Source organism: Pacificibacter maritimus, assembly GCF_003814915.1.
In the GTDB taxonomy this organism is placed as follows: domain Bacteria; phylum Pseudomonadota; class Alphaproteobacteria; order Rhodobacterales; family Rhodobacteraceae; genus Celeribacter; species Celeribacter maritimus.
In genome coordinates this window covers 68,801-91,949 of sequence record NZ_RKQK01000005.1, presented here as the reverse complement: position 1 = coordinate 91,949, position 23,149 = coordinate 68,801, and the positions used below count along the sequence as shown (strand labels likewise).

The 23,149-nt window shown below is 51.0% G+C and carries 24 protein-coding genes; 9 read left to right on the top strand and 15 right to left on the bottom strand.

Features of this window, described 5'->3' with window-relative positions; translation table 11 throughout:
* Window positions 1-182: 182 nt before the first annotated feature.
* Entirely contained in the window at window positions 183-2,108 is a 1,926-nt protein-coding gene (locus EDD53_RS13425) for a lytic transglycosylase domain-containing protein (protein ID WP_170162772.1), read from the top strand.
* On the opposite strand, the gene EDD53_RS13420 is transcribed toward EDD53_RS13425, so the two are convergent.
* Window positions 2,105-3,001, bottom strand: a complete 897-nt coding sequence (locus tag EDD53_RS13420) for a DMT family transporter (protein WP_281277957.1) — start codon at window positions 2,999-3,001, stop codon at window positions 2,105-2,107. The two genes, EDD53_RS13425 and EDD53_RS13420, sit on opposite strands and share 4 nt — an antisense overlap.
* Window positions 2,992-3,675, bottom strand: coding sequence for a tRNA (5-methylaminomethyl-2-thiouridine)(34)-methyltransferase MnmC2 (gene mnmC2 / locus EDD53_RS13415; protein WP_123794071.1), 684 nt, complete (start codon window positions 3,673-3,675; stop codon window positions 2,992-2,994). Before mnmC2 ends, EDD53_RS13420 begins: the two co-directional genes overlap by 10 nt.
* 76 nt (window positions 3,676-3,751) lie before the next feature.
* Between mnmC2 and EDD53_RS13410 the strand changes: the two genes are divergently transcribed.
* Complete coding sequence (locus EDD53_RS13410) at window positions 3,752-4,798, top strand: NAD(P)/FAD-dependent oxidoreductase (protein WP_123794070.1); 1,047 nt, start codon at window positions 3,752-3,754, stop codon at window positions 4,796-4,798.
* Between the two features lie 8 nt (window positions 4,799-4,806).
* Here EDD53_RS13410 and cobO read toward each other — a convergent pair whose 3' ends face one another.
* The 3 genes from cobO to sfsA all read right to left on the bottom strand — a co-directional run bounded on the left by cobO (window position 4,807) and on the right by sfsA (window position 7,227).
* Entirely contained in the window at window positions 4,807-5,415 is a 609-nt protein-coding gene (gene cobO / locus EDD53_RS13405) for a cob(I)yrinic acid a,c-diamide adenosyltransferase (RefSeq protein ID WP_123794069.1), read from the bottom strand.
* Window positions 5,416-5,610: 195 nt separating this feature from the next.
* Complete coding sequence (gene map / locus EDD53_RS13400) at window positions 5,611-6,456, bottom strand: type I methionyl aminopeptidase (RefSeq protein WP_123794068.1); 846 nt, start codon at window positions 6,454-6,456, stop codon at window positions 5,611-5,613.
* Between the two features lie 60 nt (window positions 6,457-6,516).
* Window positions 6,517-7,227 carry a DNA/RNA nuclease SfsA gene (gene sfsA, locus EDD53_RS13395; RefSeq protein ID WP_123794067.1) on the bottom strand — a complete coding sequence of 237 codons (711 nt, stop codon included), beginning with the start codon at window positions 7,225-7,227 and terminating at the stop codon, window positions 6,517-6,519.
* 45 nt (window positions 7,228-7,272) lie between these two features.
* Here sfsA and EDD53_RS13390 point away from each other — a divergent pair, with 45 nt between their 5' ends.
* From EDD53_RS13390 to EDD53_RS13380, 3 genes are read left to right on the top strand one after another with little or no spacing between them, the layout of a single operon-like run.
* Window positions 7,273-8,007 (top strand): competence/damage-inducible protein A, encoded by a 735-nt coding sequence (locus tag EDD53_RS13390; RefSeq protein WP_123794066.1) that lies wholly within the window; start codon window positions 7,273-7,275, stop codon window positions 8,005-8,007.
* The gene (locus tag EDD53_RS13385; RefSeq protein ID WP_123794065.1) at window positions 8,004-8,717 is read left to right on the top strand and encodes a GNAT family N-acetyltransferase; all 714 of its coding nucleotides are present in this window, start codon (window positions 8,004-8,006) and stop codon (window positions 8,715-8,717) included. Before EDD53_RS13390 ends, EDD53_RS13385 begins: the two co-directional genes overlap by 4 nt.
* A 48-nt stretch (window positions 8,718-8,765) precedes the next feature.
* On the top strand, window positions 8,766-9,713 hold the full coding sequence (locus EDD53_RS13380; protein WP_246002418.1) for an OmpA family protein: 948 nt from the start codon (window positions 8,766-8,768) through the stop codon (window positions 9,711-9,713).
* A 22-nt stretch (window positions 9,714-9,735) separates the two neighbouring features.
* Here the strand turns inward: EDD53_RS13380 and EDD53_RS13375 are convergent, their stop codons facing one another.
* The 5 genes from EDD53_RS13375 to EDD53_RS13355 form a co-directional block, all read right to left on the bottom strand.
* Window positions 9,736-10,641 (bottom strand): LysR family transcriptional regulator, encoded by a 906-nt coding sequence (locus tag EDD53_RS13375; protein ID WP_123794063.1) that lies wholly within the window; start codon window positions 10,639-10,641, stop codon window positions 9,736-9,738.
* Window positions 10,642-10,768: 127 nt separating this feature from the next.
* Window positions 10,769-12,787 (bottom strand): NADPH-dependent 2,4-dienoyl-CoA reductase, encoded by a 2,019-nt coding sequence (locus EDD53_RS13370; protein ID WP_123794062.1) that lies wholly within the window; start codon window positions 12,785-12,787, stop codon window positions 10,769-10,771.
* Window positions 12,788-12,887: 100 nt separating this feature from the next.
* Window positions 12,888-13,274 (bottom strand): hypothetical protein, encoded by a 387-nt coding sequence (locus tag EDD53_RS13365; protein WP_123794061.1) that lies wholly within the window; start codon window positions 13,272-13,274, stop codon window positions 12,888-12,890.
* Window positions 13,275-13,284: 10 nt separating this feature from the next.
* Window positions 13,285-14,058: a DUF6478 family protein gene (locus tag EDD53_RS13360; protein WP_211331628.1), complete on the bottom strand. Its 774-nt coding sequence runs from the start codon at window positions 14,056-14,058 to the stop codon at window positions 13,285-13,287.
* A gap of 143 nt (window positions 14,059-14,201) precedes the next feature.
* On the bottom strand, window positions 14,202-14,774 hold the full coding sequence (locus EDD53_RS13355; RefSeq protein ID WP_123794060.1) for a hypothetical protein: 573 nt from the start codon (window positions 14,772-14,774) through the stop codon (window positions 14,202-14,204).
* A 194-nt stretch (window positions 14,775-14,968) separates the two neighbouring features.
* On the opposite strand from EDD53_RS13355, the gene EDD53_RS13350 reads away from it, so the two are divergent.
* From EDD53_RS13350 to EDD53_RS13340, 3 genes are all read left to right on the top strand, one after another.
* On the top strand, window positions 14,969-15,874 hold the full coding sequence (locus EDD53_RS13350) for a CPBP family intramembrane glutamic endopeptidase (protein ID WP_123794059.1): 906 nt from the start codon (window positions 14,969-14,971) through the stop codon (window positions 15,872-15,874).
* Between the two features lie 61 nt (window positions 15,875-15,935).
* Complete coding sequence (gene accD / locus EDD53_RS13345) at window positions 15,936-16,892, top strand: acetyl-CoA carboxylase, carboxyltransferase subunit beta (protein WP_123794058.1); 957 nt, start codon at window positions 15,936-15,938, stop codon at window positions 16,890-16,892.
* 192 nt (window positions 16,893-17,084) lie between these two features.
* Window positions 17,085-18,350 (top strand): bifunctional folylpolyglutamate synthase/dihydrofolate synthase, encoded by a 1,266-nt coding sequence (locus tag EDD53_RS13340; RefSeq protein WP_211331627.1) that lies wholly within the window; start codon window positions 17,085-17,087, stop codon window positions 18,348-18,350.
* 6 nt (window positions 18,351-18,356) lie between these two features.
* Here EDD53_RS13340 and zapE read toward each other — a convergent pair whose 3' ends face one another.
* From zapE to EDD53_RS13315, 5 genes are all read right to left on the bottom strand, one after another.
* Entirely contained in the window at window positions 18,357-19,436 is a 1,080-nt protein-coding gene (gene zapE / locus EDD53_RS13335) for a cell division protein ZapE (protein ID WP_123794056.1), read from the bottom strand.
* Window positions 19,437-19,512: 76 nt separating this feature from the next.
* Entirely contained in the window at window positions 19,513-20,157 is a 645-nt protein-coding gene (locus EDD53_RS13330) for an HAD family hydrolase (protein WP_123794055.1), read from the bottom strand.
* Window positions 20,154-20,618, bottom strand: a complete 465-nt coding sequence (locus EDD53_RS13325) for a YaiI/YqxD family protein (protein WP_123794054.1) — start codon at window positions 20,616-20,618, stop codon at window positions 20,154-20,156. The genes EDD53_RS13330 and EDD53_RS13325 overlap by 4 nt, the downstream gene beginning before the upstream one ends.
* Before the next feature lie 40 nt (window positions 20,619-20,658).
* Window positions 20,659-21,636, bottom strand: a complete 978-nt coding sequence (gene mbfA / locus EDD53_RS13320; RefSeq protein WP_123794053.1) for an iron exporter MbfA — start codon at window positions 21,634-21,636, stop codon at window positions 20,659-20,661.
* Window positions 21,637-21,875: 239 nt separating this feature from the next.
* On the bottom strand, window positions 21,876-22,307 hold the full coding sequence (locus tag EDD53_RS13315) for a c-type cytochrome (protein ID WP_123794052.1): 432 nt from the start codon (window positions 22,305-22,307) through the stop codon (window positions 21,876-21,878).
* 487 nt (window positions 22,308-22,794) lie between these two features.
* Here EDD53_RS13315 and EDD53_RS13310 point away from each other — a divergent pair, with 487 nt between their 5' ends.
* Window positions 22,795-23,136: a DUF2794 domain-containing protein gene (locus EDD53_RS13310; RefSeq protein WP_123794051.1), complete on the top strand. Its 342-nt coding sequence runs from the start codon at window positions 22,795-22,797 to the stop codon at window positions 23,134-23,136.
* Window positions 23,137-23,149: the final 13 nt, after the last annotated feature.

The window sequence follows — 23,149 nt, the reverse complement described above, 5'->3', positions numbered from 1 at the left end:
CGCTCCTCTTCTTACTTGATGTGCGATAAGCCCGCGCAGGGCTGAGTCGCGTCATAAATTCTCGCGGAAACTAGCCGCCTTCGTGAGAAATGCCAACAATGTGTCTTGCGAGTAAAGTCACAACCGCTACCTTTGTTGCAAAACGATCAAAAAAGTTCGAGCACAAGAGGCCTAAACCCCATATGATTCGCGCCATTTCTATAGCTGCCTTCGTAGCATTCTCAACACCAGCCCTTGCACAATCCCCTGATGCAGCTGCCTTAAAGACGGCCTATGCCGCGCGCGCGTCTGGAAATTGGGACAGTGCAAAAGCACAGGCTGCTGGCCTCGGAGTAGACATCATCGAATGGCATCGTCTGCGCGCAGGCGTCGGTAGTTTTGACGAGTACCGCAAATTTCTGAGTGAAAATCCTGATTGGCCAGGCCTTCCTTTGCTGGCGCAAAAAGGCGAAGCGTCAATTTCCAGTTCTACGCCCCCGCGTCAGGTCATCGACTATTTGACAGCTTTTCCGCCCAGCACCGCAACGGGGGCGCTGAAGTTAATCGATGCCTATGAAGCCATCGGCGCGACGGGCGATGCCGCAGCGCAAGCAGTAATCACTTGGCGCGAACTGCCGCTTTCTTCAGAGCAATCAAACGAGCTGATTGCTCGCTACGGCGCAACCGTTACCGAACACAGTACAGCGCGCATTAATCGGGCCTTGTGGGATGGAAATTACGCCGAAGCTGCAAATGTCGCGACGTTAATGCCAAAGGGTTGGAGCGAAGTTGTGCAGGCAGTCAAGGCCGTCGCCACCGATGAAAACGGCATGAATACACTGATCAATGCGATTCCAAATGAACTGGGTGGAACGCCAGTATTGAGTTACGAACGCTTTATTTGGCGTGCAAAAAACAATAGCAGCGACGATGCGGTCACGTGGATGCTGCAGCAGTCAACCAGTCGAGATGCATTGGGCGAACCAGAACGATGGGGTGATCGCAGGCGTTCACTGGCGCGCCAAATGATGCGCGACGGAAAAGCACGCATTGCCTATTCCGCAGCCTCGCGTCACTACCTTTTACCTGACGAAGACCACTATGCAGATTTAGAGTGGCTTTCTGGCTATATTGCCTTGCGTTATCTTGATGATCCAGCACGTGCGCTCGATCATTTCAACCGCTTTCGCATGTCCGTCAGCACACCTATTTCTTTAGGCCGTGCTGGCTATTGGGAAGGTCGTGCACTTGAAGCGCTCGGCGCAAAAGATGATGCGCAGGCCGCATATGCCTTTGGAGCACAGTTTCAAACATCGTTCTACGGTCTTTTAGCAGCCGAGCGCGCAGGGATCGCCATGGACGAACAACTGATCGGCGCTGAAAGTTTCCCGCCCTATGCCCAAGCGAGTTTTATGAGCTCAAGTGTCTTGCAAGCGGCTATGCTTTTGTTCGAGGCAGGCGATCTACCACTTGCGGCGCGTTTCATGCGGCATTTGGGTGAATCTTTAACACCGGTAGAATTAGGCCAACTCGGTGACATTGCGCTTGATACCGATCCTTATCTTGCCGTGCTCGTTGCCAAATTTGCCGCCGACCGAGGTGTTGTTTTGAACCGTGCCTACTATCCACTGCAAGGATTAGAGACCAACGCGCTGCCTGTGCCTGCCGAATTGGCCCTGTCGATTGCACGTCGTGAAAGCGAGTTTTATCCACAAGCCCGATCCCATGTCGGTGCAGCAGGCCTTATGCAACTCATGCCAAAAACAGGACAAGACATGGCTGATAGAGTTGGGCTTGAGTCCTTTGAGCCGAATGATCTTTATGACCCCGAGATCAACGTTAGATTAGGCTCAGAATATTTGGCTAAATTGATTGAGGATTACGGATATAACATTCCATTGATCTCAGTGGGCTATAACGCTGGCCCCACACGCGCAAACCGCTGGATTGAAACATATGGGGATCCGCGCTCAAGTCAGACGAATGTTATTGATTGGATCGAACACATACCGTTCCGAGAAACGCGGAACTATGTGATGCGCGTGGCAGAAAGTGTTCCTGTGTATCGCGCGCGCCTTAGTGGGTCTATTCAACCAATCACGCTGTCACGCGACCTCAAGGCCCGCTAACGCCGCTTGCGAGAGGCAACGATCTGCGCGCGCACCAAGGCAAAGACTCCAGCACCAACAACAACAACCGTGCCCACAGCGACGTTTGTGCGCACGACATCGCCGAAGGCCACCACACCCAAGATAGATGCGAAGGCAAGCTGAAAATACGAAAACGGTTGAATAGCCGATGCCTCGGCAATTTCGTATGCGCGGATCAAGAGGTAATGACCAATCATCGCTGTAAAACACAAGACCAACATCAGCGCGCTATCTTCAAGACTCATTGGTTCCAAGGTCCAGATACCAAGAACTGTCATGATGATAGCGCCTGAAATGCCTGTATAAAAGAATGTGACTGAAGCAGGATCTTTGCGTGCGACATATCGATTTAACAAACCGTAGAGCGCAAACATCGCAGCTGCCAGCAAGGGATAAACAGCCGCAGCCGCGAAAACCCCACCATCAGGCTTCAAAATGATCAAGACGCCGATGAAACCGACACCAACAGACATCCACCGTTTCCAACCAATTGTTTCACCCAGAATGGGGCCTGATAGGGCCGTGATCAAAAGCGGATAAACGGCAAACATCGCATGGCTTTCAACAAGACCAAGCTTCACGAAGCCAATGACCATGACCATGACTTCAAGCGCTAACAGTGCCCCGCGAAAAAACTGCAATTTAGGTTGAGCGGATTTTATCACTTTGCGCAGACCGCCGCTGGCGCGCATCGACCAAATGATCACGAAACCCGCGAAGAACCAATAGCGGATCATCAGCACCATATAGACGTTATATTCATCAGCAAGATGACGCGACAACCCATCTTGCATGGCAAATATAAACATCGTGATGACCATGAGCCAAATGCCTTTGGTCGTTTGCGCGGCGCTTGTCTGTGTTAGAGGCACGGAGAACATCCTTGAAAAGTTCCACGACTCATGTGGCGTTTACGACCAAAGCCTGTGACGCGCTCAACATCAAAGCCCGCGTCAGCTAAGGATTTACGCACATGTCCCGCAGCAGTGTAAGTCGCAAACGTTCCGCTTATATTCGTGTGTTTTCCAACCTCAGCCATCAAATCAGACGTCCAGAGCTCAGGATTTTTTGCAGGCGAAAAGCCGTCGAGAAACCATGCATCGGCTGTGTCGCCCCATGCACAAAGGGTTTCACGTGCATCCCCAATGATCACGTCAACTTCAACATTTGCGACCCTGAATTGGCGCAAACCCTGTTCCCAAGCCTGTAAAAAAGGTTCCGCGACTTCTGCGACTTCAGGAAATGCTTTTAGAGATATGCGGATATCTTCCGCTGCCATCGGAAAAGCTTCAAAAGACGTGAACCTAATGACCTCACCGCCTTGCCACAAAAGCGCCAAAGCCAGCATATTTAGACCCGTTCCGAAACCAAGCTCGGCCACATGAAATCCATCACACAATCGATCAGGCAGGTCATTCCCAGCCAAAAAAACATGGCGGGTTTCCTCAAGTCCTGAGGCGATGGAAAAGTACGGATCATCAAATTGCTTTGACACGGGAATAATCCCATCGCGCCATTCGATCGTTGCTGTCTGGTGATTGCTCATGGCATGTCTTAAATAAGAAAGATGTGTCGCGACCATGCGCGCCTAAATATGAAAGTTCAATGAGCAATAATCGACTATGGGCAGTGCAGACATAACAATCTATGGCGCGGGGGCCTTCGGCCTATCCGCAGCATTTGAAGCGTTAAAACGTGGTGCCAAGGTACGTGTGATCGATCCGAACGGTGTGGGCTTTGGCGCATCGGGGGGTATCGTTGGCGCCCTTGCGCCTCACACCCCTGAACGCTGGGAACATAAGAAGGAATTCCAACTCGAAAGCCTTTTAATGTCGCGCGACCATTGGCCCAGCGTTGAAAGCATTAGCGGCAAGCCGACAGGCTACCAAAACAAGGGGCGGCTGCAGGCGATACCCAACGATCATCAACTTGGCCTCGCACGGTTCCGCACAGAGTCTGCACAGACCCTTTGGAAAGGGCTGGCTGAATGGCGCGTGATACCCGCAGCACAAGCAGGGGATTGGGCGCCACAGTCCCCGACTGGATGGTTGGTCCATGATACATTGTCGGCCCATATCAATCCTGCACAAGCCTGTGCCGCATTGGCCGCGGCGGTAACCAAAATGGGCGGCACAATTATAGCCGAAGGCCCCGCAGAAGGTAAGGTCATCCATGCCACTGGCGCTTGGGGGTTGTATGAAATGAGTGAACGCTTGGGTCGAGAGGTCGGCAACGGTGAAAAAGGGCAAGCGATTTTGCTCAAATATGATCGCGTAGGGGCCCCACAAATTTTCGCAGGCGGCGTGCATTTCATTCCGCACAGTGACGGCACCCTCGCTATTGGCTCTACTTCTGAACGATACTACGATGCGCCATTTGAAACCGATGCACTGGTAGAGAATCTGTTGAAACGCGCGATCAAGATCATGCCGCAACTGGCCGAGGCCCCCGTGCTAAAACGGTGGGCCGGCTTACGACCTAGGTCATACACACGCGCGCCGATGGTCGGAGCGGATCCCACGCGGCATGGTGAGTTTGTGTTTAACGGTGGTTTCAAAATCGGATTTGGAATGGCGCCATTGGCTGCACAGAAGCTGATAGATCTGGTGCTTGAAGGGCGAGACACAATCCACGACGACTTCAAAGTCGAAGCGTCAATGACAGATTAGACCCTAATTTAATATTCCACGCCGATCTGCGCCTTAACACCAGAGCGGAACGGGTGCTTGACCAGTTCCATTTCCGTAACCAAATCCGCAGCCTCGATCAGTTCATCTTTCGCATTCCGACCCGTCAACACCACATGTGTTAGTGGTGGTTTTTCTGCCTGAAGAAAGGCGACCACTTCATTCACATCCACGTAGTCATAGCGCATTGCAATGTTGATTTCGTCGAGCAGAACCATGCGATTGCTTTCATCACGGATCAACTCTTTGGCTTTGGCCCATGCTGCCTGCGCCATTTCTATATCGCGGGCTTTGTCTTGCGTTTCCCATGTAAAGCCCTCGCCCATGGTGTGGAATTCACAGATGTCGCCAAAGCGTTCGGTGATCAGATTGCGCTCGCCGCATTCCATGCCGCCTTTGATAAACTGCACAACAGCGCAGTGCATATCATGTGCTATACAGCGAAAAATCATCCCAAAAGCAGCAGAAGATTTGCCTTTTCCCTTGCCCGTATGAACCATAACAAGGCCTTTTTCGCCCGTTTTAGTTGCCATAATTTTTTCGCGGGCGGCTTTCTTTTTCGCCATTTTAACGGCGTGACGGGCGTGATCTTCGCTCATGGGGCTCTCCTGAATAAGCTGATCTTAAACTTGCCTTGCAAGCTATCAAATGGCAAGCGCAGTCGATGCCATTTGCACCTGAACTGCCCAGCAAAAGGACCGCCCTTTCGGGTTGTCCCCCTTTCAAAAACGATGCGCTTTCAGCCCGACAAAAGACATTCTCAATCTAAATAGGGCAGCTCAAACGCAACTGATTTAATCAAATGTCGGGAAGTAAACATCGTTTGGCGAAAGCGTAAAAATTTCAAATCCCGTCGCAGTGACAGCAATCGAATGTTCGAACTGCGCAGTCAGTTTTTTATCGACGGTGATCGCAGTCCAGTCGTCTTTCAAAACTTTCGTTTCAGGACGACCCATGTTGATCATCGGCTCAATTGTAAAAATCATTCCCTCTTCTAGTACAGCAGCAGAGTCACCAGCGCGGCGTGCAGGGACGTAGTGCAAAACATTTGGAGGAGAATGAAACACGCGCCCAATGCCATGACCGCAAAAATCGCGCACGACGGACATACGGTTTTTATGGGCATGCGTTTGAATCGCGCTGGCGATGTCATCGAATGTATTTCCGGGCTTCACCGCCTCGATGCCATACATCAATGCGTCATGCGTAACCGTGATCAAACGTTCCGCAAATTTTTTAGCTTTACCTGCTACGTACATCCGGCTTGTGTCACCATACCAACCATCTTTGATGACCGTTATGTCGACGTTCACGATATCGCCTTCGAGCAGAATATCATCTTTACGCCCCGGAATTTTGGAACCTGGTATGCCGTGACACACCACATGATTGACTGAAATACAGCTGGCGTGCTGATAACCCTTGTAACCAATCGTGGCCGACGTCGTGCCCAATTCGGTGACACGGCGCGTGATATAGGCATCGATTTCACCTGTGGTCGCACCAGCGTGCACGAGAGGGCCGACCTCATCCAAGATCTGCGCTGCAACCTGACCAGAGGCATGCATGCCCGCGAAATCGGTTGGTTCATATATGCGAATGCCATCTTGGGTGATGCGGCCATGATGCGTATCTTTCACATCGCTCTCCTGTTTTCGATGCACCTCATATAAGCTTTGAGGTTAAAAAATGCCAGTGGCTTAGGTGACTTTTGCAGTGAGCCCCTCGTAGACAAAATCGTGATCAAGAATCACCTCAAAGGGGGATGCTTTCACGCGACAGACCATAACCTCAACACCCGCCTGTTTGGCATCCAATGCCGCTTGCGCATAAACGGGGTCGATGTCTGATGCGATGTCAAATTGATCGCAGTCACCACGCCCGATCAAATAAAGCATCACCGCACGATCACCAAGTGCAACACGTTTGGCCAATTCGCCCAAGTGCTTTGCACCACGCGCTGTCTTACTATCGGGGAACTCCGCAACACCCGCCCTGCGAGATAGGGTGACAGATTTGACTTCCACCCAAGTTTTACCAACCTTGGAAACAAGCAAAAAATCGGCACGGGAGTTTTCACCATAGCGCACTTCTGATTGCACTTTTCCGCTTAAGTTAGAGACCACTCCTGCACAAAGTGCTTCTTTCACAACTTTGTTTGCTATTCCTGTATCTGCCACAATCATGGCTTCGTTCTTTTCAATAAGTCGCAACCCGTAGTCGAGCTTTTTCTTTGGGTCATCGTTGGGTTCAACCCAAACCCTAAGCCCTGCATCGCACATGCCGAGCATCGAACCAGGGTTGGGGCAATGGGCCGTCACCTCCCGACCATCATCAAAGCGCACGTCTGCAAGAAAGCGCTTATATCGCTTCAATAAAGTGGCGGGGATCAGAGGGGTTTGAAACTGCATAAGACAGCCCTATACCTAAGCGAGACCTCACTCAAGGAATAGACCATGACCAACCCAACTGCAGCGATGCTTGTCATCGGCGATGAAATTCTATCTGGGCGCACCCGCGACGCAAACATGTATCATCTTGCCAATGAGTTGACGAAAGTCGGCATCGACCTAAAAGAGGTGCGGGTTGTGTCCGACGACAAAGATGCAATTATTGCGGCAATTAGGAGCCTAAAGCAGCGATTTGATACAGTTTTCACCTCAGGCGGCATTGGGCCCACGCATGATGACATCACCGCAGATTGCGTAGCACAGGCTTTTGATGTTGCGATTGATGTGCGCAAGGATGCTTATGATCTGATGGACGCACACTACAAGGCGCAAGGGTCAGAATTCACTGAAACCCGTATGCGTATGGCGCGTATTCCCGACACCGCCACCTTGATCGAAAACCCAGTCTCGATTGCACCAGGCTTTACGATAGAAAATGTGCACGTAATGGCCGGCGTCCCTAAGATATTTGAGGCCATGGTTGCATCCGTCCTCCCCACCGTGTCAGGTGGAGAGCCACTCATTTCGCAGACCTACAGGATTGAACGCGGCGAGGGCATTGTTGCTGAGCCTTTGAGAGATTTGGCTGAAAAATACTCTGACTTGTCCCTCGGCTCTTACCCTTTTCAAAAGAACGGAGCTTTCGGAACGAACATTGTCATTCGTGGCACTGATGAAGCGCGCGTAAGCGCTGCAATCCAAGACCTAACGGCGCAGTTTCCAAACAACGGTGTGGAATGATCCAGTTTGATCTATGGCAGGCCATTGAGGCGGCTTGGCCTGCAGCCTCTTACGAAAAAGTTGGACCCTTCACATGGCGTGACGGCGCAAACGGCGGCAGTCGTGTTTCAGCGGCTACCGCAAATTACGAGGCAAAAAGCGCTGATTTAGAGACAATCGAACGTAAATTCAAAGACGCACAGCGAGACGCGCTATTCCAAATTCGTGCAGGCGATGAAGCGCTTGATATGCTTCTGGCGCAGCGGGGCTATGTGGCACAAGACCATACACTCTGCTTGGTCGCCCCTGTTGGTTCTTTTGGCGCGCTTGACCCTGAAAAAACCTACACAAGCTGGCCACCTATTGCAGCCCAATATGATATTTGGCGCATGGGGGGAATTGGAAGCAGTCGTTTTGATGTGATGACACGTGTCGAGACCGCAAAAACGTCTCTGCTTGCCCGCGATGGCGAAGCCCCCGCAGGAACTGCCTTTGTGGCTGTATTAGGGTCTATATCGGTCCTGAATGCCTTAGAGGTTTCGGCCATACATCGACGGCGTGGCATCGCTCAAGCATTGATGGTTCACGCCGCACATTGGGCACAAGACATCGGCGCAAACACGTTATGCGTTTTAGTAACGCAAGCCAATCATCCGGCCCGCGAGCTCTATTCTGCGCTTGGAATGCAGCAAGTCGCACAGTACCACTACAGGCGAAAGGTGCTCTCGTAGAATATGCTAAAAAAACTCCCCTTCATCGCACAAGAATCAAGCTTGAAAGTGCTACTCATTGGCATTTCATTCGTGGCCTCTCCCATTCATGCGGCCACCGTTGATTTGGTCATGCCATCGAATGCAATTCTGACAGCAGAACGCGAGGAGGTCGCGACGGTACAACCTCTTCCAGCGGGCGTATTTGATAACAAGGATACGATATTTCTAAACGCTGAAGGTCAGGTACGCCACTCTGCCTATAGAATAGCATCGACAAGTCTGACGCCATTTCAAATGCTCGAGCCATTAAAAAAGCAACTTATTGATCAAGGTTACACATCTGTCTTTGCTTGTGCAGACAGTGTGTGCGGCGGCTATGATTTTCGCTATCTGTTAGATATTTTGCCAGTGCCACATATGCGCGTGGATCTTGGAAATTTCCAATATTTTTTAGCCGAAAATTTCAGTGGAGATATTGTGGCGATTGTCGCCAGTCGCGCGCGAACGGCAGGCTTTTTACACATCACACAAGTCGACGCCCAGTCGACAGAGCAACCAGTGGAAATACCGCCCAGCGCAGGCCTTCCCGACAACAAAGATACGATATTAAGTACACAAGTACCATCTCGCCCATTAGGTGGCCTCGTGAACAAGTTGATCACGCAGGGTGTCGTGCCGCTGGATGATTTGGCTTTTGAAACAGGATCATCGACTTTGGGGTCGGGCCCTTTTGCGTCTCTCGAAGACATCGCCGACTACCTAATACGCACATCCGAAGCTAAGCTAATTTTGGTTGGCCATACTGATAACGAAGGCAGTCTAGAGGGGAACATCAACCTATCACGCCAGCGCGCTGCATCGGTGCGCGAAAGGCTGGTGTCGCGCTATGACGTGCCGTCCGCACAAATATCAGCGCAAGGGATCGGCTTTCTTGCCCCTCGCGCAACCAATGTGACCGAAGTGGGCCGAGAGAAAAACAGAAGGGTCGAAGCTGTGCTCGCCTCGCCCCGCTAGTGTTTCATCAAAGCAGCCTACATCACCAGTTTTCTGGACCCTTATCAGCGAAGGCATGTGCCAAGAAATCTATGAAAGCGCGCACTTTCGGCTGAGTAAAACGCCCTGGCGGGTAGACAGCGTAAACGCCTTGGGTTTCAGCGGGAAGCTCTGGAATGGCCTCTTCAATCAACCCCTTTTCCAACGCGTCAGCGTAAAGGAATGAGGGCAAGTAAGCGATCCCAAGCCCAGAGATACAGGCATTGAGCAAGGACTGCCCATCGTTAACAGTCAACCATCCAGCCGTACGTACTTGGCGCTTTTCACCAGACGGCGCTGTCAATTTCCAAACGGCGGCATTGGATTGGTTTGAGTAGTGCAAAAGCTTGTGATCATTCAGATCATCGATCTTTTCAGGACGGCCGTATTTTTCGAAATAGGCAGGACTACCAACCATACGCTTGGTGGTTTCGGTCAACTTACGCGCTCTTAAAGTACTATCTTCCAGTTCACCGATACGGACGGCCATATCGAACCCTTCGGAAATCAATTCAACATAGCGATTGTTCAACACCATGTTGACAGTGATATCGGGGAATTCAGACAGGAAATCTCCGAGCACGGGCGAGAGATGATTTACCCCAAAATCCGTTGCGACTGAAATTCGCAAAAGACCCGAAGGCGCTGATTGCATAGACGTCACCAGAGCATCGGCTTCGCCTGCATCATTCAAGACACGACGTGCACGATCATAGTAAGCGAGACCAATTTCAGTCGGGCTCACCCGCCGCGTAGTCCGATTCAGCAAACGCGCCCCGAGGCGCGCCTCAAGCGATGAAACGTGTTTGGAAACAGCAGATTTTGAGATGCCCATTTTCTTTGCAGCATCCGTAAAACCGCCTTGATCCACCACGGTTGCAAAAGCTTCCATTTCAGTTAATCGATCCATTTTGGGTGTACCTACATACTAATTCTCGTTACCCCTCTGTCTGCAGTGCAAATTGGGCAACAATGCGGAGACGCCAAGACAATAGCGTGTTACTGCGTTGATCGTTTGTACTTTGGAAACACGCAAGTCAGAGAGCCGCGGCCAAACGTGCTCCCTGATCAATAGCCCGCTTTGCATCAAGTTCAGCGGCGACATCAGCACCACCAATCACATGAACACGCCGTCCCAGCAGGATGAGCTGATCCGCAAGATCACGGTTGGGCGTTTGCCCTGCGCAGAGCACAATCGTATCAGCCTCTATAAAGTAACGCTTGCCCGACTTGATGATCCAAACCCCCGTTTCGGTGATTTCATCATATGCAACGCCACCCATCATTTTGACTTTTTTCATGGCCAAGCTTGACCGATGTATCCATCCCGTGGTTTTTCCAAGTCCCTTACCCGGTTTCTCAGGTTTTCGCTGCAACATCGTTACACAACGCTGGGATTCAGCCACCTGTGGGCCATTTGGAGATATCCCCCCGCGATCAATCGCAGGATCTGAAATACCCCAATTTTTCCGCCAGATTTCGATATCCATCGTGGCATGGGTGTCACTGGTTAAGAATTCGCACAGATCAAATCCGATGCCGCCCGCACCAATGACAACGACATTTTGCCCCACGTGCCCCTGCCCCAACAGAACATCACGATAGGATAAAACATTGGGATGGCCCGACTGGCCGTTGATTTTGGGATCTCGTGGCACAATGCCTGTAGCAATAATAACGTCATCAAACCCAGTCAGATCCTCGACAGTGACCCTTTTTTCTAGGTTTATCGTCATACCGCTTTTGGCAGTCATAACTTCATACCAACGCACAAGCCCATGGAATTCTTCTTTTCCAGGTATTTGTCTCGCGAGATTGAGTTGTCCCCCAAGTTTATCCGCGGCTTCAAAAAGGGTCACAGAATGCCCGCGCTCTTGCGCTACTAGCGCAGCCATTAACCCCGCTGGCCCAGCGCCCACTACGGCAATAGATTTTGATCTGGCCGCGGGAGCGTAGCTTAGTTCGGTCTCATAACACGCGCGTGGGTTCACCAAACATGATGACAATTTGCCACCAAAGGTATGATCCAAACAGGCTTGGTTACATGCAATACAGGGCGCGATTTCATCAGGTCTACCTTGCTCAACTTTGCGGATAAAATCAGGATCGGCCAAGAAAGGTCGCGCCATTGACACCATGTCAGCGCAGCCTTCCGCCAATACTGATTCCGCCACATCTGGCATATTAATCCGATTTGAGGTGATGATCGGAATAGACACTTTGCCCATCAATTTTTGTGTGACCCATGAAAAAGCTCGCCTTGGTACACTGGTAGCGATTGTCGGAATCCGCGCTTCGTGCCAGCCAATTCCAGTGTTCAAAATTGACGCCCCCGCAGCCTCTATACGCTGGGCCAATGTGACCACTTCGTCCCAAGTGGACCCGTTTGGGATTAGGTCGATCATCGAAATGCGATAGATCACAATAAAGTTCGGCCCCACGGCATCGCGCACCCGCTGAACCACTTCGACAGGAAAGCGCATGCGGTTTTCAAATGAACCGCCCCAACGATCAGTGCGTTTATTCGTATGAGAGACCAAGAACTGATTGATCAAATATCCTTCAGACCCCATGATCTCAACGCCGTCGTATCCTGCCTTTTTCGCACGCAGTGCGGCCGTTACGAAATCATCAATTTGCTTGGCAATTCCGGTTTCATCAAGCTCAGTTGGGCGAAACGGGGAAATCGGTGATTTGAGGGCAGATGGCGCGACGCAATCAGCGCCGTAAGCGTAGCGGCCAGCATGTAAAATTTGCATCGCAATTTTACCGCCCTCAGCATGAACGCGGGCAGTGACTTTGCGATGGTTGGCGACATCACTGTCGTTAAAGAGGCCCGCGGCACCAGGGAAAACACCCCCTTCGGCATTCGGGGCCATCCCCCCAGTGACAATCAACCCAACGCCACCTTTGGCGCGCGCCGCGTAAAACTCCGCAACGGCGCCCCAATCACCACGCTCTTCGAGCCCTGTGTGCATCGAGCCCATCAGCATGCGATTGCGCAAAACTGTAAAGCCAAGATCAAGCGGGCGCAGAAGATTTGGATAGGCTGTCATGTTATGGTCTCCCTTGGCACGAGAATACTGTGCGCGAAGGACCTGTCACCTAGAAACCCTGCGTCATAAATTCACCCGCAACCTTAAGCGAGATAGCGTATCAGTTCTCGCCTGTTTCCAAACAATGACGGCGAAATGCGCGTTTAAGCATATCGAGCTCCGCACGCAAAAGTTCCATTTCAGCACGAATATCATCGGCCAAGGCTTCGCCCGCAATGATCGTAAAACTGGACAGACGTTCGCCCGTTTCGCGGTTGGATATCACGAACACCTGCACGCCATCACTGATTAATTCAGCGGGCACTGCAATGCGGAAAAACCAAATCCCTGCACGGGAGGGATCTTCGTCTAACGTATGACCTAAAACAGGCTGATCTAGGTGCGCGACCTCAAGATCTGGCATTGTTTCTAGATCGTCAGGCAGGTGCAGTTCACCTTCCCAGATCCCTGCATGCAAACGTGTTTTGACGAGTTTAATCGCTGTCATAGTGCTATCCTTACAATTCAGCGCGCGGGCGGCGCGACATTGTGATGTCTCTCAAAACAATCTGATTCATTTCTGGATCTTCAAAAATCAGATCCAGCCAAACCTTTTCCACCCGTTTCTCATTTAACTTGGTATAAGCCAGATCAAATTCCGCGAAAACATCGTCACTTGAAACCGGAATTTCGCGGACGACCTGTTCTAGATTTGGCCCGTGCTTAATATTGAGACGTGCAAAAATTTCGATCGGAGTCTCTAGGTCAATCGAACAATCCAAACGCAGAATATGACGCTTGCTTAATCCAGCACAAACCTCATTGGGAAAATCAACCGCGAGGGATAAAAAGCTGCCATCAAAACGGAACACATCCAAACGCAATCCAAAGGGTGCTAAATCTTGATCCGATGTGTTGCGCACTTGTCGATATGTCAGTTCGGAAATACGGCAATCATGGAACAAAGTACCTTCACGCCCGATGGTTGCGCGTGTCTGAACGGATGAGGCCCCTTGTGGAAAGATAGGGCCACGCCATATTTCAGGGCGATGTGACCAATCAGTATAGAGCGGCAATTGCATCGCATTCGAACCAATATTTGGCAAAGCAAGCTTGCCATCTGCTTCAAACAGCAAGCGATCCAACTGCAACCGCAACTCACGCGCTTGGCTGCGCAGACTACGCAATTCAACAAGGGTCAACGCCTGCGCATTTTGCGCCCGCTTTGACCACCGTCGCAGCGCAGCGGCATTCAATCGACGTTCTAGAAATTTCCCAATACGCGAAACCATAGTTTATTTGCCTTCGTTATCATTCATCATACTGCCGCACCACGAGAGGTCGAAGACAGAGAGTCGTCATCATTATGTCAGATACAGGTTTCATCTCAACAAACGAGTTTTATTTCTAGGCAGAGGATCAAAAATCACAACACTCATACGTCTAAATTTGCATTTTCCTGCAACAATTTACGCATTGCCTGCAATACTAGGTCATTCGGCGAAAGCCCTGCTGCGGAGATGCCTGAAAACGGCACCGCAGTTAAGGTCACCAACCGGTTTTGAACCATGGCGAAAGCTCGCCAATCCTCTGCAGCGAGCCCCCTCACTGTCACAGGGGAACTGTCTTTGGTGTGGATGACCAAAATATCATCTTCGGATGTTGCCATAGAAATTTCAACAGTCTCAGAGACCCCGCCGCGTGAGAGTGCCGCACGCCCTTGTTCTGTGTTGAAATACGCAGCAAGCGCTTGCGCTGTAAGGCCCTGCCCATCAGGCATTGGGCTAGAAAATACGGCCGTGACCATAGACGACTTTGGCTGAGACGTAGATCGCCCCCTCAAAGCATTGCACCCTGCCATCATCACAAAGCCCGAGTCAGCAGTTTCTTTTACCGAATCTAAGTCGATGCAAAATCCATCAGGCGCGGAAAATGTCAAACCACTCGTGCTTAACCGAATTGTCGAAGGCACTGCGGCTGACGGCCTTCCAAGTGAAAGATCCGACATTTGGCATCCCGAAAGTCCGAATGCAGCGAAAGTCCAAAATAGGGTTTTTACAAAAGTCATTACACACTTTCACACGGTCATCGATGCCGATCATCAGTAACAAGTCTCTGGATGATCTATATTGCGCACCTAGGTGATTATATGGCTGCTATGTCACACCTAAAGTCAACGCGAATCAGCCACAAGGACGGTCAATGCAGTATAGCGCCTATAAAGATATGTTAAGCTCGGCGTACAGAAAGCCTTCATATGGGCGCATCGCTGCTGTTGTTGCTCTGTGTTTCTTAGTCACAACGATTGCTACGCCAATCTTTTTGGGCCTTGTCGGGAAAATCGCACCCGAGTTAACTCCTGTTCAAGTAACTCAAGGCTCTTTCGAAATTGGCGTCACGCCAGGTGGGCTTTTCATTGTGCTTGCCAGCTTCGCACTCCTACTTCTTACAACCATTTTATCCGCAAAGCGGTTCGCGGATCGCGACTTACGCTCATTGACCGGCCCAATCCCCCAAATGAGGTTGGATTTCATTCTTAGCATGAAATGGCTGGTTGGAATTACAGTTGTGCTTTTGCTTGTTCCGACACCACATAACTCTGGCGATACACCTGTGGAATTGATTGCGCAGATGCCGATCTCTATCTGGCTCGCATGGCTACCGCTGGGTCTGCTGGGGTTGGCCGTGCAGGTGATAGCTGAGGAAGTATTTTTTCGCGGGTATCTGCAAACACAGCTTGTTGCGGCAACCAAATCATATAGCAAAGGCATGGTTTTAGCCGCCCTTTTGTTTGGCGTTGGACATGTGTCAATGGACCTCACTGGATATGCGGCGCTTGTGCCTGTGCTTTGGGCCGTTCTGTTTGGGCTTGCCGCAGGTGATTTAACCGCGCGGAGCGGAACGCTAGGGCCAGCTCTGGCACTGCATTTCACGAACAACATGGCGGCATTGTTTATTGCTCCACCCCAAGGTCAATTGTCCGGTTTTGGCCTTTGGACACGTCAAATTGATCTCAACTCCGCCTATGCTGACCCCATAACCATGGTCTTTGAAGGCCTTATTTTGCTTATTACGTGGCTAACGGTCCGTATCGCACTGATGCGTTGATTGCATTTCCCCTCTATGCCCTTTATCTGAGGGATAACGCAGACCGACTAAAGGCTTTCGCATGAACTGGATTTCCAACTACGTCCGCCCGAAGATTAACTCTCTTTTTTCGCGCCAAGACACACCTGACAATCTTTGGACCAAGTGCAAAGAATGCGGGACTATGCTGTTTCACCGCGAATTGGCTGACAACCAGAATGTGTGCACCAATTGTGATCATCACATGCACATCACGCCACGTGCCCGTTTTGCGGCCCTGTTTGACGGCGGTATATTCACTGAAGTTGCCGTGCCCGCAGTGGTCGAAGATCCGCTGAAGTTCCGCGATCAAAAGAAATACCCTGACCGCATGAAAGCCGCACAAAAAGCGACTGGCGAAAAAGACGCCATGCTGGTGGCCGAAGGCGAAATGGGTCGCACACCCATCGTGGCCGCAGCACAGGACTTTTCCTTTATGGGCGGTTCTATGGGGATGTATGTGGGCAACGCATTCATCGCCGGCGTTGAGCGTGCGATCGAATTGAAACGCCCCTTTGTGATGTTCTCAGCTGCTGGTGGCGCACGCATGCAAGAAGGCATTTTATCCTTGATGCAAATGCCCCGCACCACTGTCGCCATCGAAATGCTGAAAGAAGCAAATTTACCCTATATTGTGGTCCTAACACACCCAACCACGGGCGGCGTTACAGCGTCATATGCGATGCTTGGCGATGTGCAAATTGCGGAGCCCAATGCATTGATTTGTTTCGCTGGCCCACGTGTCATCGAACAAACAATCCGTGAAAAACTACCCGAAGGGTTCCAACGTGCTGAGTACTTGCTTGACCACGGCATGCTTGACCGCGTGACCCATCGCACCAAGTTGAAAGACGAATTGGTGACAATTTTGCGTATGCTTGGCGGGCTTCCTCCAGCTGTGGTTGCAGACTTGCCTGCACCTTCGAAGACCCCTGAACTGGTCGCACCGACTGATGATGCAGATCAATCACCAGTCGTAACAGATTCGGAAAAGGCATAGAGCGCTTTAAAGCCTCGTGATATAGAGTGACCATCGGTGCAGCGAATTACGATATTGCTGCACCGGTGCAGTATTCGTTGCGACTATGAGACAGCGCTTTGCGCGCACCCAAAAACTTCAGCAAGCTGAATGCCCATCGCCCCTCTGAGGCGTTCGATATCCATCAAGCACTTTGTCAAAACGAGCCAAACAATGAGTTCCGATATAATTCTTGATCGCCTGATGTCTCTGCACCCTAAAGTCATCGATCTTGTGCTAGATCGCGTTTGGCGTCTGCTGGAGGCGCTGGATAATCCGCAAAATTCGCTACCTCCTGTCATTCATATTGCAGGCACAAACGGAAAAGGCTCAACACAAGCGATGATCCGCGCGGGACTTGAAGGAGCGGGAAAGTCAGTACACGCATACACATCGCCGCATTTGGCGCGGTTTCACGAACGCATCCGTCTCGCTGGTGATTTAATTTCAGAGGATATGCTGGAAAACATTTTGCAAGAATGCGAAACTGCCAATGGTGGCGCGCCCATCACATATTTCGAAATCACGACGGTTGCAGGGCTTCTCGCATTTTCACGTACAAAGGCTGATTTCACGCTGCTCGAGGTCGGCCTCGGCGGGCGTTTGGACGCGACGAATGTTGTCGACCATCCTTGCGTCACTGTCATCACCCCAATCTCAATTGATCACACCCAGTTCCTTGGGGATACAATCGAACAGATCGCAGCGGAAAAAGCAGGCATCATTAAGCGCGGAGTGCCGTGCATCGTCGGGCCACAGCCAGAGGCCGCTCTTGATGTGATTGAGGCGCATGCGGCACGCCTTGGCGCACCCTTGTTGGTCTATGGGCAACATTGGCACGTCACCGAAGAGCACGGCCGTTTGATCTATCAAGATGAAACGGGCCTGCGTGATTTGCCTTTGCCGAACTTGATTGGCAAGCACCAAGTTGAAAACGCAGGTATGGCGCTTGCCGTTCTGCGCCATCTCGACTTGGGCGATATCGCATTGGAAGCGGCAGTTACGAAAGCGGATTGGCCAGCACGATTGCAACGTCTTAAAAACGGCCCTCTCGTTGATGCGGCCCCTTTGGGCGAACTCTGGCTTGACGGTGGCCATAATCCAGCGGCAGGGCTCGCTCTTTGTGAAGCGTTGGAGCGCCTGCCGAAACGTTCGACATATTTGATTTGCGGCATGCTCAATACGAAAGACATAGCTGGGTATCTACGCCCACTCGCACGACATGCGGACACGTTATATGCGGTGTCTATTCCGGGTGAAACAGCGACCCTTTCTGCCGAAGAAACAGCGCAAGTCGCCAGTTCTGTCGGGATGAACGCAGTTCAAAGTGACAGTGTTAAAACGGCCGTATCTATCATCATCGCGCAAGATCCACAGGCGCGTATTTTGATCTGTGGGTCGCTCTATTTGGCTGGCGCAATACTTCGCGAAAACTGTTAGTCGGCTTTAGTCCTGCGCCCAGTCTTTGTCTTGCATCTCGCGCAAGCGCGATGCTGTACGTTCGAATTCAAATACACCGGCGCCCTCGACATATAGGCTTTCAGGTTCATCAACAGCACTCGCGACCACGCGAACCTTGGCTTCGTAAAGGGCGTCTATCAAAGTCACGAAACGTTTGACTTCATTAAAGTTACCACGTCCCAAGCGCGGGATATCTTCGATAATCAGCAGCTTTACAGCATCTGCAATCGCCAAATAATCCGCAGGGCCAAACATCTGGCCGCACAGATCCCAAAACGTAGCGCGTGCAATACCGTTGTGAAATTTGGGGAGGGTCACATCGCGCCCCTTAACTTTCAAAGTGAGCGTGTCAGTCGCATTGCCAGTAAGATCCGCCCAGATCCCATCAATCGTGGCACGGGTGTCATCGTTGATTGGCGAGAAATACACAGGCGTTCCCGTTAAACGCCCTTGACGATAATCTACGGGGGAATGCAGATGGTGGACTTCCAGTTTGTCTTTAATGATTTCTATGAAAGGCAAAAACAACTGACGGTTTAGACCGTTCTTATACAAGTCATCAGGTACGCGGTTTGATGTGGTCACGACTGTGACCCCCCGTTCAAACAGCCCTTCGAATAAACGACCAACGATCATCGCGTCTGCGATGTCGGTGATTTGCATTTCATCAAAACACAAAAGCCGCAGGTCTTGTGCCACGGTCTCAATGACAGGAAGCAAAGTATCGGACAGACCTTTTTCACGCGCTGCAAAAATCTGTGCCTGAACTTCTTGCATAAAAGCATGAAAATGTACGCGGCGTGAAGGCACTGGGGAATTTTCGTGAAATAAATCCATCAGCATGGATTTGCCACGACCGACACCGCCCCAAATATACAGCCCCTTCGCCGCTTGTGGTTTTTTACGGCCGCCCAAAAACCCCAAGACCCCGCGCTTCGTTTCGGACGCCTGTGAAAGATCGCTTTGCAGCCTATCGAACAACGGTAGCACAGCTTCTTGAGCGGGATCTGGGCGCAATGTGCCATCAGCAACGCGGTCAGAGTATATTTGAGTAAGTGTTTGCATACAGCACCCATACCGCTCCGCACCCCATAAGAAAAGATGATGCGCACGCTGTTTCCCCAGTTGTTGGTAAATTAACCTAGTTTGCCTTCGGCTGCGCAGTCAGACCTGCCTCTTGCAACGTCAAAAGCTGTTCGGCGACCAAGCGCTCTGCCCAGCCCTGAGGGCTTGAAAATAGATGCGTTTGCCAACCGCGACGCGCCGCCGTATCGATATTTTCAACCCGATCATCTGTAAACAGAAATTGCTTTGGATCACCCTGTTCACCAGCTTCCAGCATTTCATAAATCAAGCTATGCGGCTTTACACAGCCCATGCGACCCGACACGTAGGTTTTGTCAAATTCGGTCAGAAACGGGTACTGCGTTTCCGCGAACTCAAAACTTTCGATGCCAAAGTTCGTCAACGCCACAACACGGATTCCCTTGGCACGTAGCGCCCGTAATAGGGCGACAGAGTGATCAATCTTAGGTGAAGCCATATTGATCCAATCAAAATACCACATCTTTATCTCAGGACCAAAGGCAGGATTATCACGCGACGCCTTTTCGATCGTGGCGCGAAACGGCGCACCGCGATCAACAGCGTCATTGATGCCATGCAGATCAACTGCAGCAAACATTTCCTTGCGCCTATCTTCGCCTATGACGGCATCGTAATGACGCTCTGGCTGCCACTCGATTAAGACGTTCCCGATATCAAAAATGACAGTGCTTATGGTCATCCTGCATCCCTTTTTGCTAACTGGATAGCGCGATCTAGTCCGTCTAAGAAACGCGATCTGTCTGCCTTTGAAAAAGGTTTTCCGCCGCCCTGACGAAAGGGATCGGCGGCACGTAGATCTGCCATCAAGTCACGTGTCGCAAGGACGTTTCCGATATTGGCCTTGGTCAAAGGTTCGCCGTTATGCTTGATCACGCGGGCGCCAGCTTCGACAGCTTTCGCGGCCAAGGGAATATCGCCTGTGACCACCACATCCCCAATGCCTGCGCGATCCGCAATCCACATATCTGCAACATCTGGCCCATCTGGAACAAAAATCATTTCGACAAACGGGTTTTGCGATGGGCGCAATCCACCGTTGCACACAAACAGGCACTGTAGTTTATGACGGGTCGCAACTTTTGCGGCCTCGTCTTTCACAGGACAAGCATCGGCATCTACATAGATTTTCGGCTGTTTCATATCTGGGGCCTCGGGCACAGAATTCTCCTTTGTGACGAGTTTACCCGCCCCCAATCAAAGCACCAGCGGCAAACACCAAGGCGCCACCAAAAACCACTTGGAAAGCAGCTCTCAGGAACGGTGTTTCCATGTATTTGTTCTGTATCCAAGCAATCGCCCAAAGTTCGACAAAAACCACAATAAAGGCAATAATGGTCGCAGTCCAAAAATCTGTGATCAAATAGGGAAGCGCATGCCCCAAGCCGCCAACCATGGTCATGATACCAGATGCAAAGCCTCGTTTGATTGGCGATCCGCGCCCTGACAATTGCCCATCGTCTGACGCCGCTTCAGTAAAACCCATTGAGATCCCTGCACCGACGGATGCTGCCAAGCCAACCAGAAAAGTTGTGTGGGTGTCTTGGGTCGCAAAGGCCGTGGCAAATATTGGCGCCAGCGTTGACACGGAACCATCCATCAAGCCCGCAAGCCCAGGCTGAACCCAAGTCAAAACGAATTTTCGATGTGCATCTTGATCTTCAGCGCTGCGCGCGTCTTCGCCAAGATATTCTTGTTCAAGCTCACTCGCTTTTTGATCGTGCCCTGCTTCTGCTGCTGCAAGTTTTCCTAACAGATCCCGCGTACTGGCGTCTTCGGTTCGTGATGCCGCTTTCAGGTAAAATGCTTCAGCGGCCTGCTCCATTCCGCGGGCTTCAGATCGGATCCGATCCAATGATAGGTTTTCAATCAACCACACTGGTTTGCGGGCGTAATACCCCGACACGTGCTCACGGCGAATCATTGGAATCACATCACCAAATCGTTTTCGGTGAAGTTCGATTAGAGCTGCTCGATGAGCATCTTCTTCAGCGGCCATGTCATCAAAGATCGCTGCGCTTTTGGGGTAATTATCCCGCAAGCTATGAGCATAGCTGCGGTAAATGCGGGCATCATCTTCTTCTGATGAAATTGCTAAGGCCAGAATGTCTTGTTCCGACAATTCAGAAAACCGTTTTCGGTATAAAAATCCAGGAACCATCGTGACACCCACTTTGTTAGAACCATTCTAACTTATGTTGCTAAGCAACAAAGTCAACGGTCGCAACCCTTGCCATAGAAAGCTCAGCGCATATCCTCAAGATCAGTCAAGCAGTTTGCACAATGACCTTCGGATCATTGGCCCAAATCAATGCATCACGATGGAGCAACGCCCGACCCGAACCAATCTAAATTGGATCAGGCCAATCCACATTGTCCGAGTTGGTTGCGGTTGGACGCTTACATACGGAATTTGGAGTGGCAGGCTTTACAGGATCCGCTCATTGCGCCCATAGCCGCGCCTATTGAGGCGACATCGCTTATCTCTGCGGATTCGGCTGCGCTTTGCAAAACTGCTGCAGTCGCAACGAATTCGTCCCAGTTGGTCCAAATTTCTGGCTTCGCTTCACTTTTGGGATCCGTTACTTGAGCTTCAAAAAGAACGGGAATGGCTTGAGCTTGTTCTGCAACTTCGTTCACGGCCGCTTGTGCAGCCACGGCATCAAATTCAACAGCGCCCTTTGCCATACTGCCCAGCGTTTTCAGTGCGCCGCTGATTTCTGACATGCCTTCCATGCGCTTGGCAACCGTTTCGCTTTCAACGCCGTCATGCGCAAAAGCCGCAGTCGCAAGAGTGACAACCATGGCGGAAGTTAAAATTAGACTTTTCATAACTACTCTCCTGCGCCCACGGTGCGCGGGCAAATTAAATGCGATGCTGAAATTTGCCAGCCTTCCATTTAATCTAACCACAAATCTTCGAAACAAAACTCACATTATTTTCATTTGCAGGATCTGGGCGATTTCAAACCTGACTGGCCTTAATCAACCAGGCGCAGAAAATGGTCATCGATGGACGTGAAGTTGAGGAAACGCCTAAAATTGAAAAGCCGAAGCAGGGTTGCCTGCCTCGGCTTCACAATAACTTAGAGCGAGATCCCCGAAGTCGCGAACTGGGTGGGGGCTGTTAAACCGCGACCTCGGGGTAAGCGTCCTCGCTCTGTGTTTACTTTTGCTCCGAAAAACAGGCGAAAAGAGGGGAGGAACAAGGAAAGCCGCGGATCTTTTTGTGGCAATCTTTGGGCAGTTCTGGGCAAACTTACCCACAAAGAGCAGTCAATTTCTTGATTTATATGACTTTTATGCGCATTCTTGAACAATGACATCACCGACACCCTTTCCAAGTCGACCAAATGCGTACGACAAAGTGGCCTTTGACCGCCACGAGCTTGGCGTGATTCTGGGCCTATACGGCAAAATGGTCGCAGCGGGAGAATGGCGTGACTATGGCATGTCTTTTTTAAAGGACGTGGCCGTCTTCGCTATTTTTCGCAAAACAGCCGAGACCCCGATGTATCGCATAGAAAAGCGCCCCAAACTGAGAGGGCGCCAAGGCATGTACTGTGTCATTGGGATGGATGGTCAGATTCTAAAACGCGGGCATGACTTAACGAAAGTTCTGCATGTATTTGATCGACTTTTGATCCGCGCTGTCGATTAAAGACTGAGCTCTA

Bases quoted from the DNA above. Each gene is read 5' to 3' on its own strand.
- EDD53_RS13425 (WP_170162772.1), top strand. From the start codon at position 183: ATGATTCGCGCCATTTCTATAGCTGCCTTCGTAGCATTCTCAACACCA.
- mnmC2 (WP_123794071.1), bottom strand. From the start codon at position 3,675: ATGAGCAATCACCAGACAGCAACGATCGAATGGCGCGATGGGATTATT.
- EDD53_RS13410 (WP_123794070.1), top strand. From the start codon at position 3,752: ATGGGCAGTGCAGACATAACAATCTATGGCGCGGGGGCCTTCGGCCTA.
- cobO (WP_123794069.1), bottom strand. From the start codon at position 5,415: ATGAGCGAAGATCACGCCCGTCACGCCGTTAAAATGGCGAAAAAGAAA.
- sfsA (WP_123794067.1), bottom strand. From the start codon at position 7,227: ATGCAGTTTCAAACCCCTCTGATCCCCGCCACTTTATTGAAGCGATAT.
- EDD53_RS13390 (WP_123794066.1), top strand. From the start codon at position 7,273: ATGACCAACCCAACTGCAGCGATGCTTGTCATCGGCGATGAAATTCTA.
- EDD53_RS13385 (WP_123794065.1), top strand. From the start codon at position 8,004: ATGATCCAGTTTGATCTATGGCAGGCCATTGAGGCGGCTTGGCCTGCA.
- EDD53_RS13375 (WP_123794063.1), bottom strand. From the start codon at position 10,641: ATGGATCGATTAACTGAAATGGAAGCTTTTGCAACCGTGGTGGATCAA.
- EDD53_RS13370 (WP_123794062.1), bottom strand. From the start codon at position 12,787: ATGACAGCCTATCCAAATCTTCTGCGCCCGCTTGATCTTGGCTTTACA.
- EDD53_RS13365 (WP_123794061.1), bottom strand. From the start codon at position 13,274: ATGACAGCGATTAAACTCGTCAAAACACGTTTGCATGCAGGGATCTGG.
- EDD53_RS13360 (WP_211331628.1), bottom strand. From the start codon at position 14,058: ATGGTTTCGCGTATTGGGAAATTTCTAGAACGTCGATTGAATGCCGCT.
- EDD53_RS13355 (WP_123794060.1), bottom strand. From the start codon at position 14,774: ATGTCGGATCTTTCACTTGGAAGGCCGTCAGCCGCAGTGCCTTCGACA.
- EDD53_RS13350 (WP_123794059.1), top strand. From the start codon at position 14,969: ATGCAGTATAGCGCCTATAAAGATATGTTAAGCTCGGCGTACAGAAAG.
- accD (WP_123794058.1), top strand. From the start codon at position 15,936: ATGAACTGGATTTCCAACTACGTCCGCCCGAAGATTAACTCTCTTTTT.
- EDD53_RS13340 (WP_211331627.1), top strand. From the start codon at position 17,085: ATGAGTTCCGATATAATTCTTGATCGCCTGATGTCTCTGCACCCTAAA.
- zapE (WP_123794056.1), bottom strand. From the start codon at position 19,436: ATGCAAACACTTACTCAAATATACTCTGACCGCGTTGCTGATGGCACA.
- EDD53_RS13330 (WP_123794055.1), bottom strand. From the start codon at position 20,157: ATGACCATAAGCACTGTCATTTTTGATATCGGGAACGTCTTAATCGAG.
- EDD53_RS13325 (WP_123794054.1), bottom strand. From the start codon at position 20,618: ATGAAACAGCCGAAAATCTATGTAGATGCCGATGCTTGTCCTGTGAAA.
- mbfA (WP_123794053.1), bottom strand. From the start codon at position 21,636: ATGGTTCCTGGATTTTTATACCGAAAACGGTTTTCTGAATTGTCGGAA.
- EDD53_RS13315 (WP_123794052.1), bottom strand. From the start codon at position 22,307: ATGAAAAGTCTAATTTTAACTTCCGCCATGGTTGTCACTCTTGCGACT.
- EDD53_RS13310 (WP_123794051.1), top strand. From the start codon at position 22,795: ATGACATCACCGACACCCTTTCCAAGTCGACCAAATGCGTACGACAAA.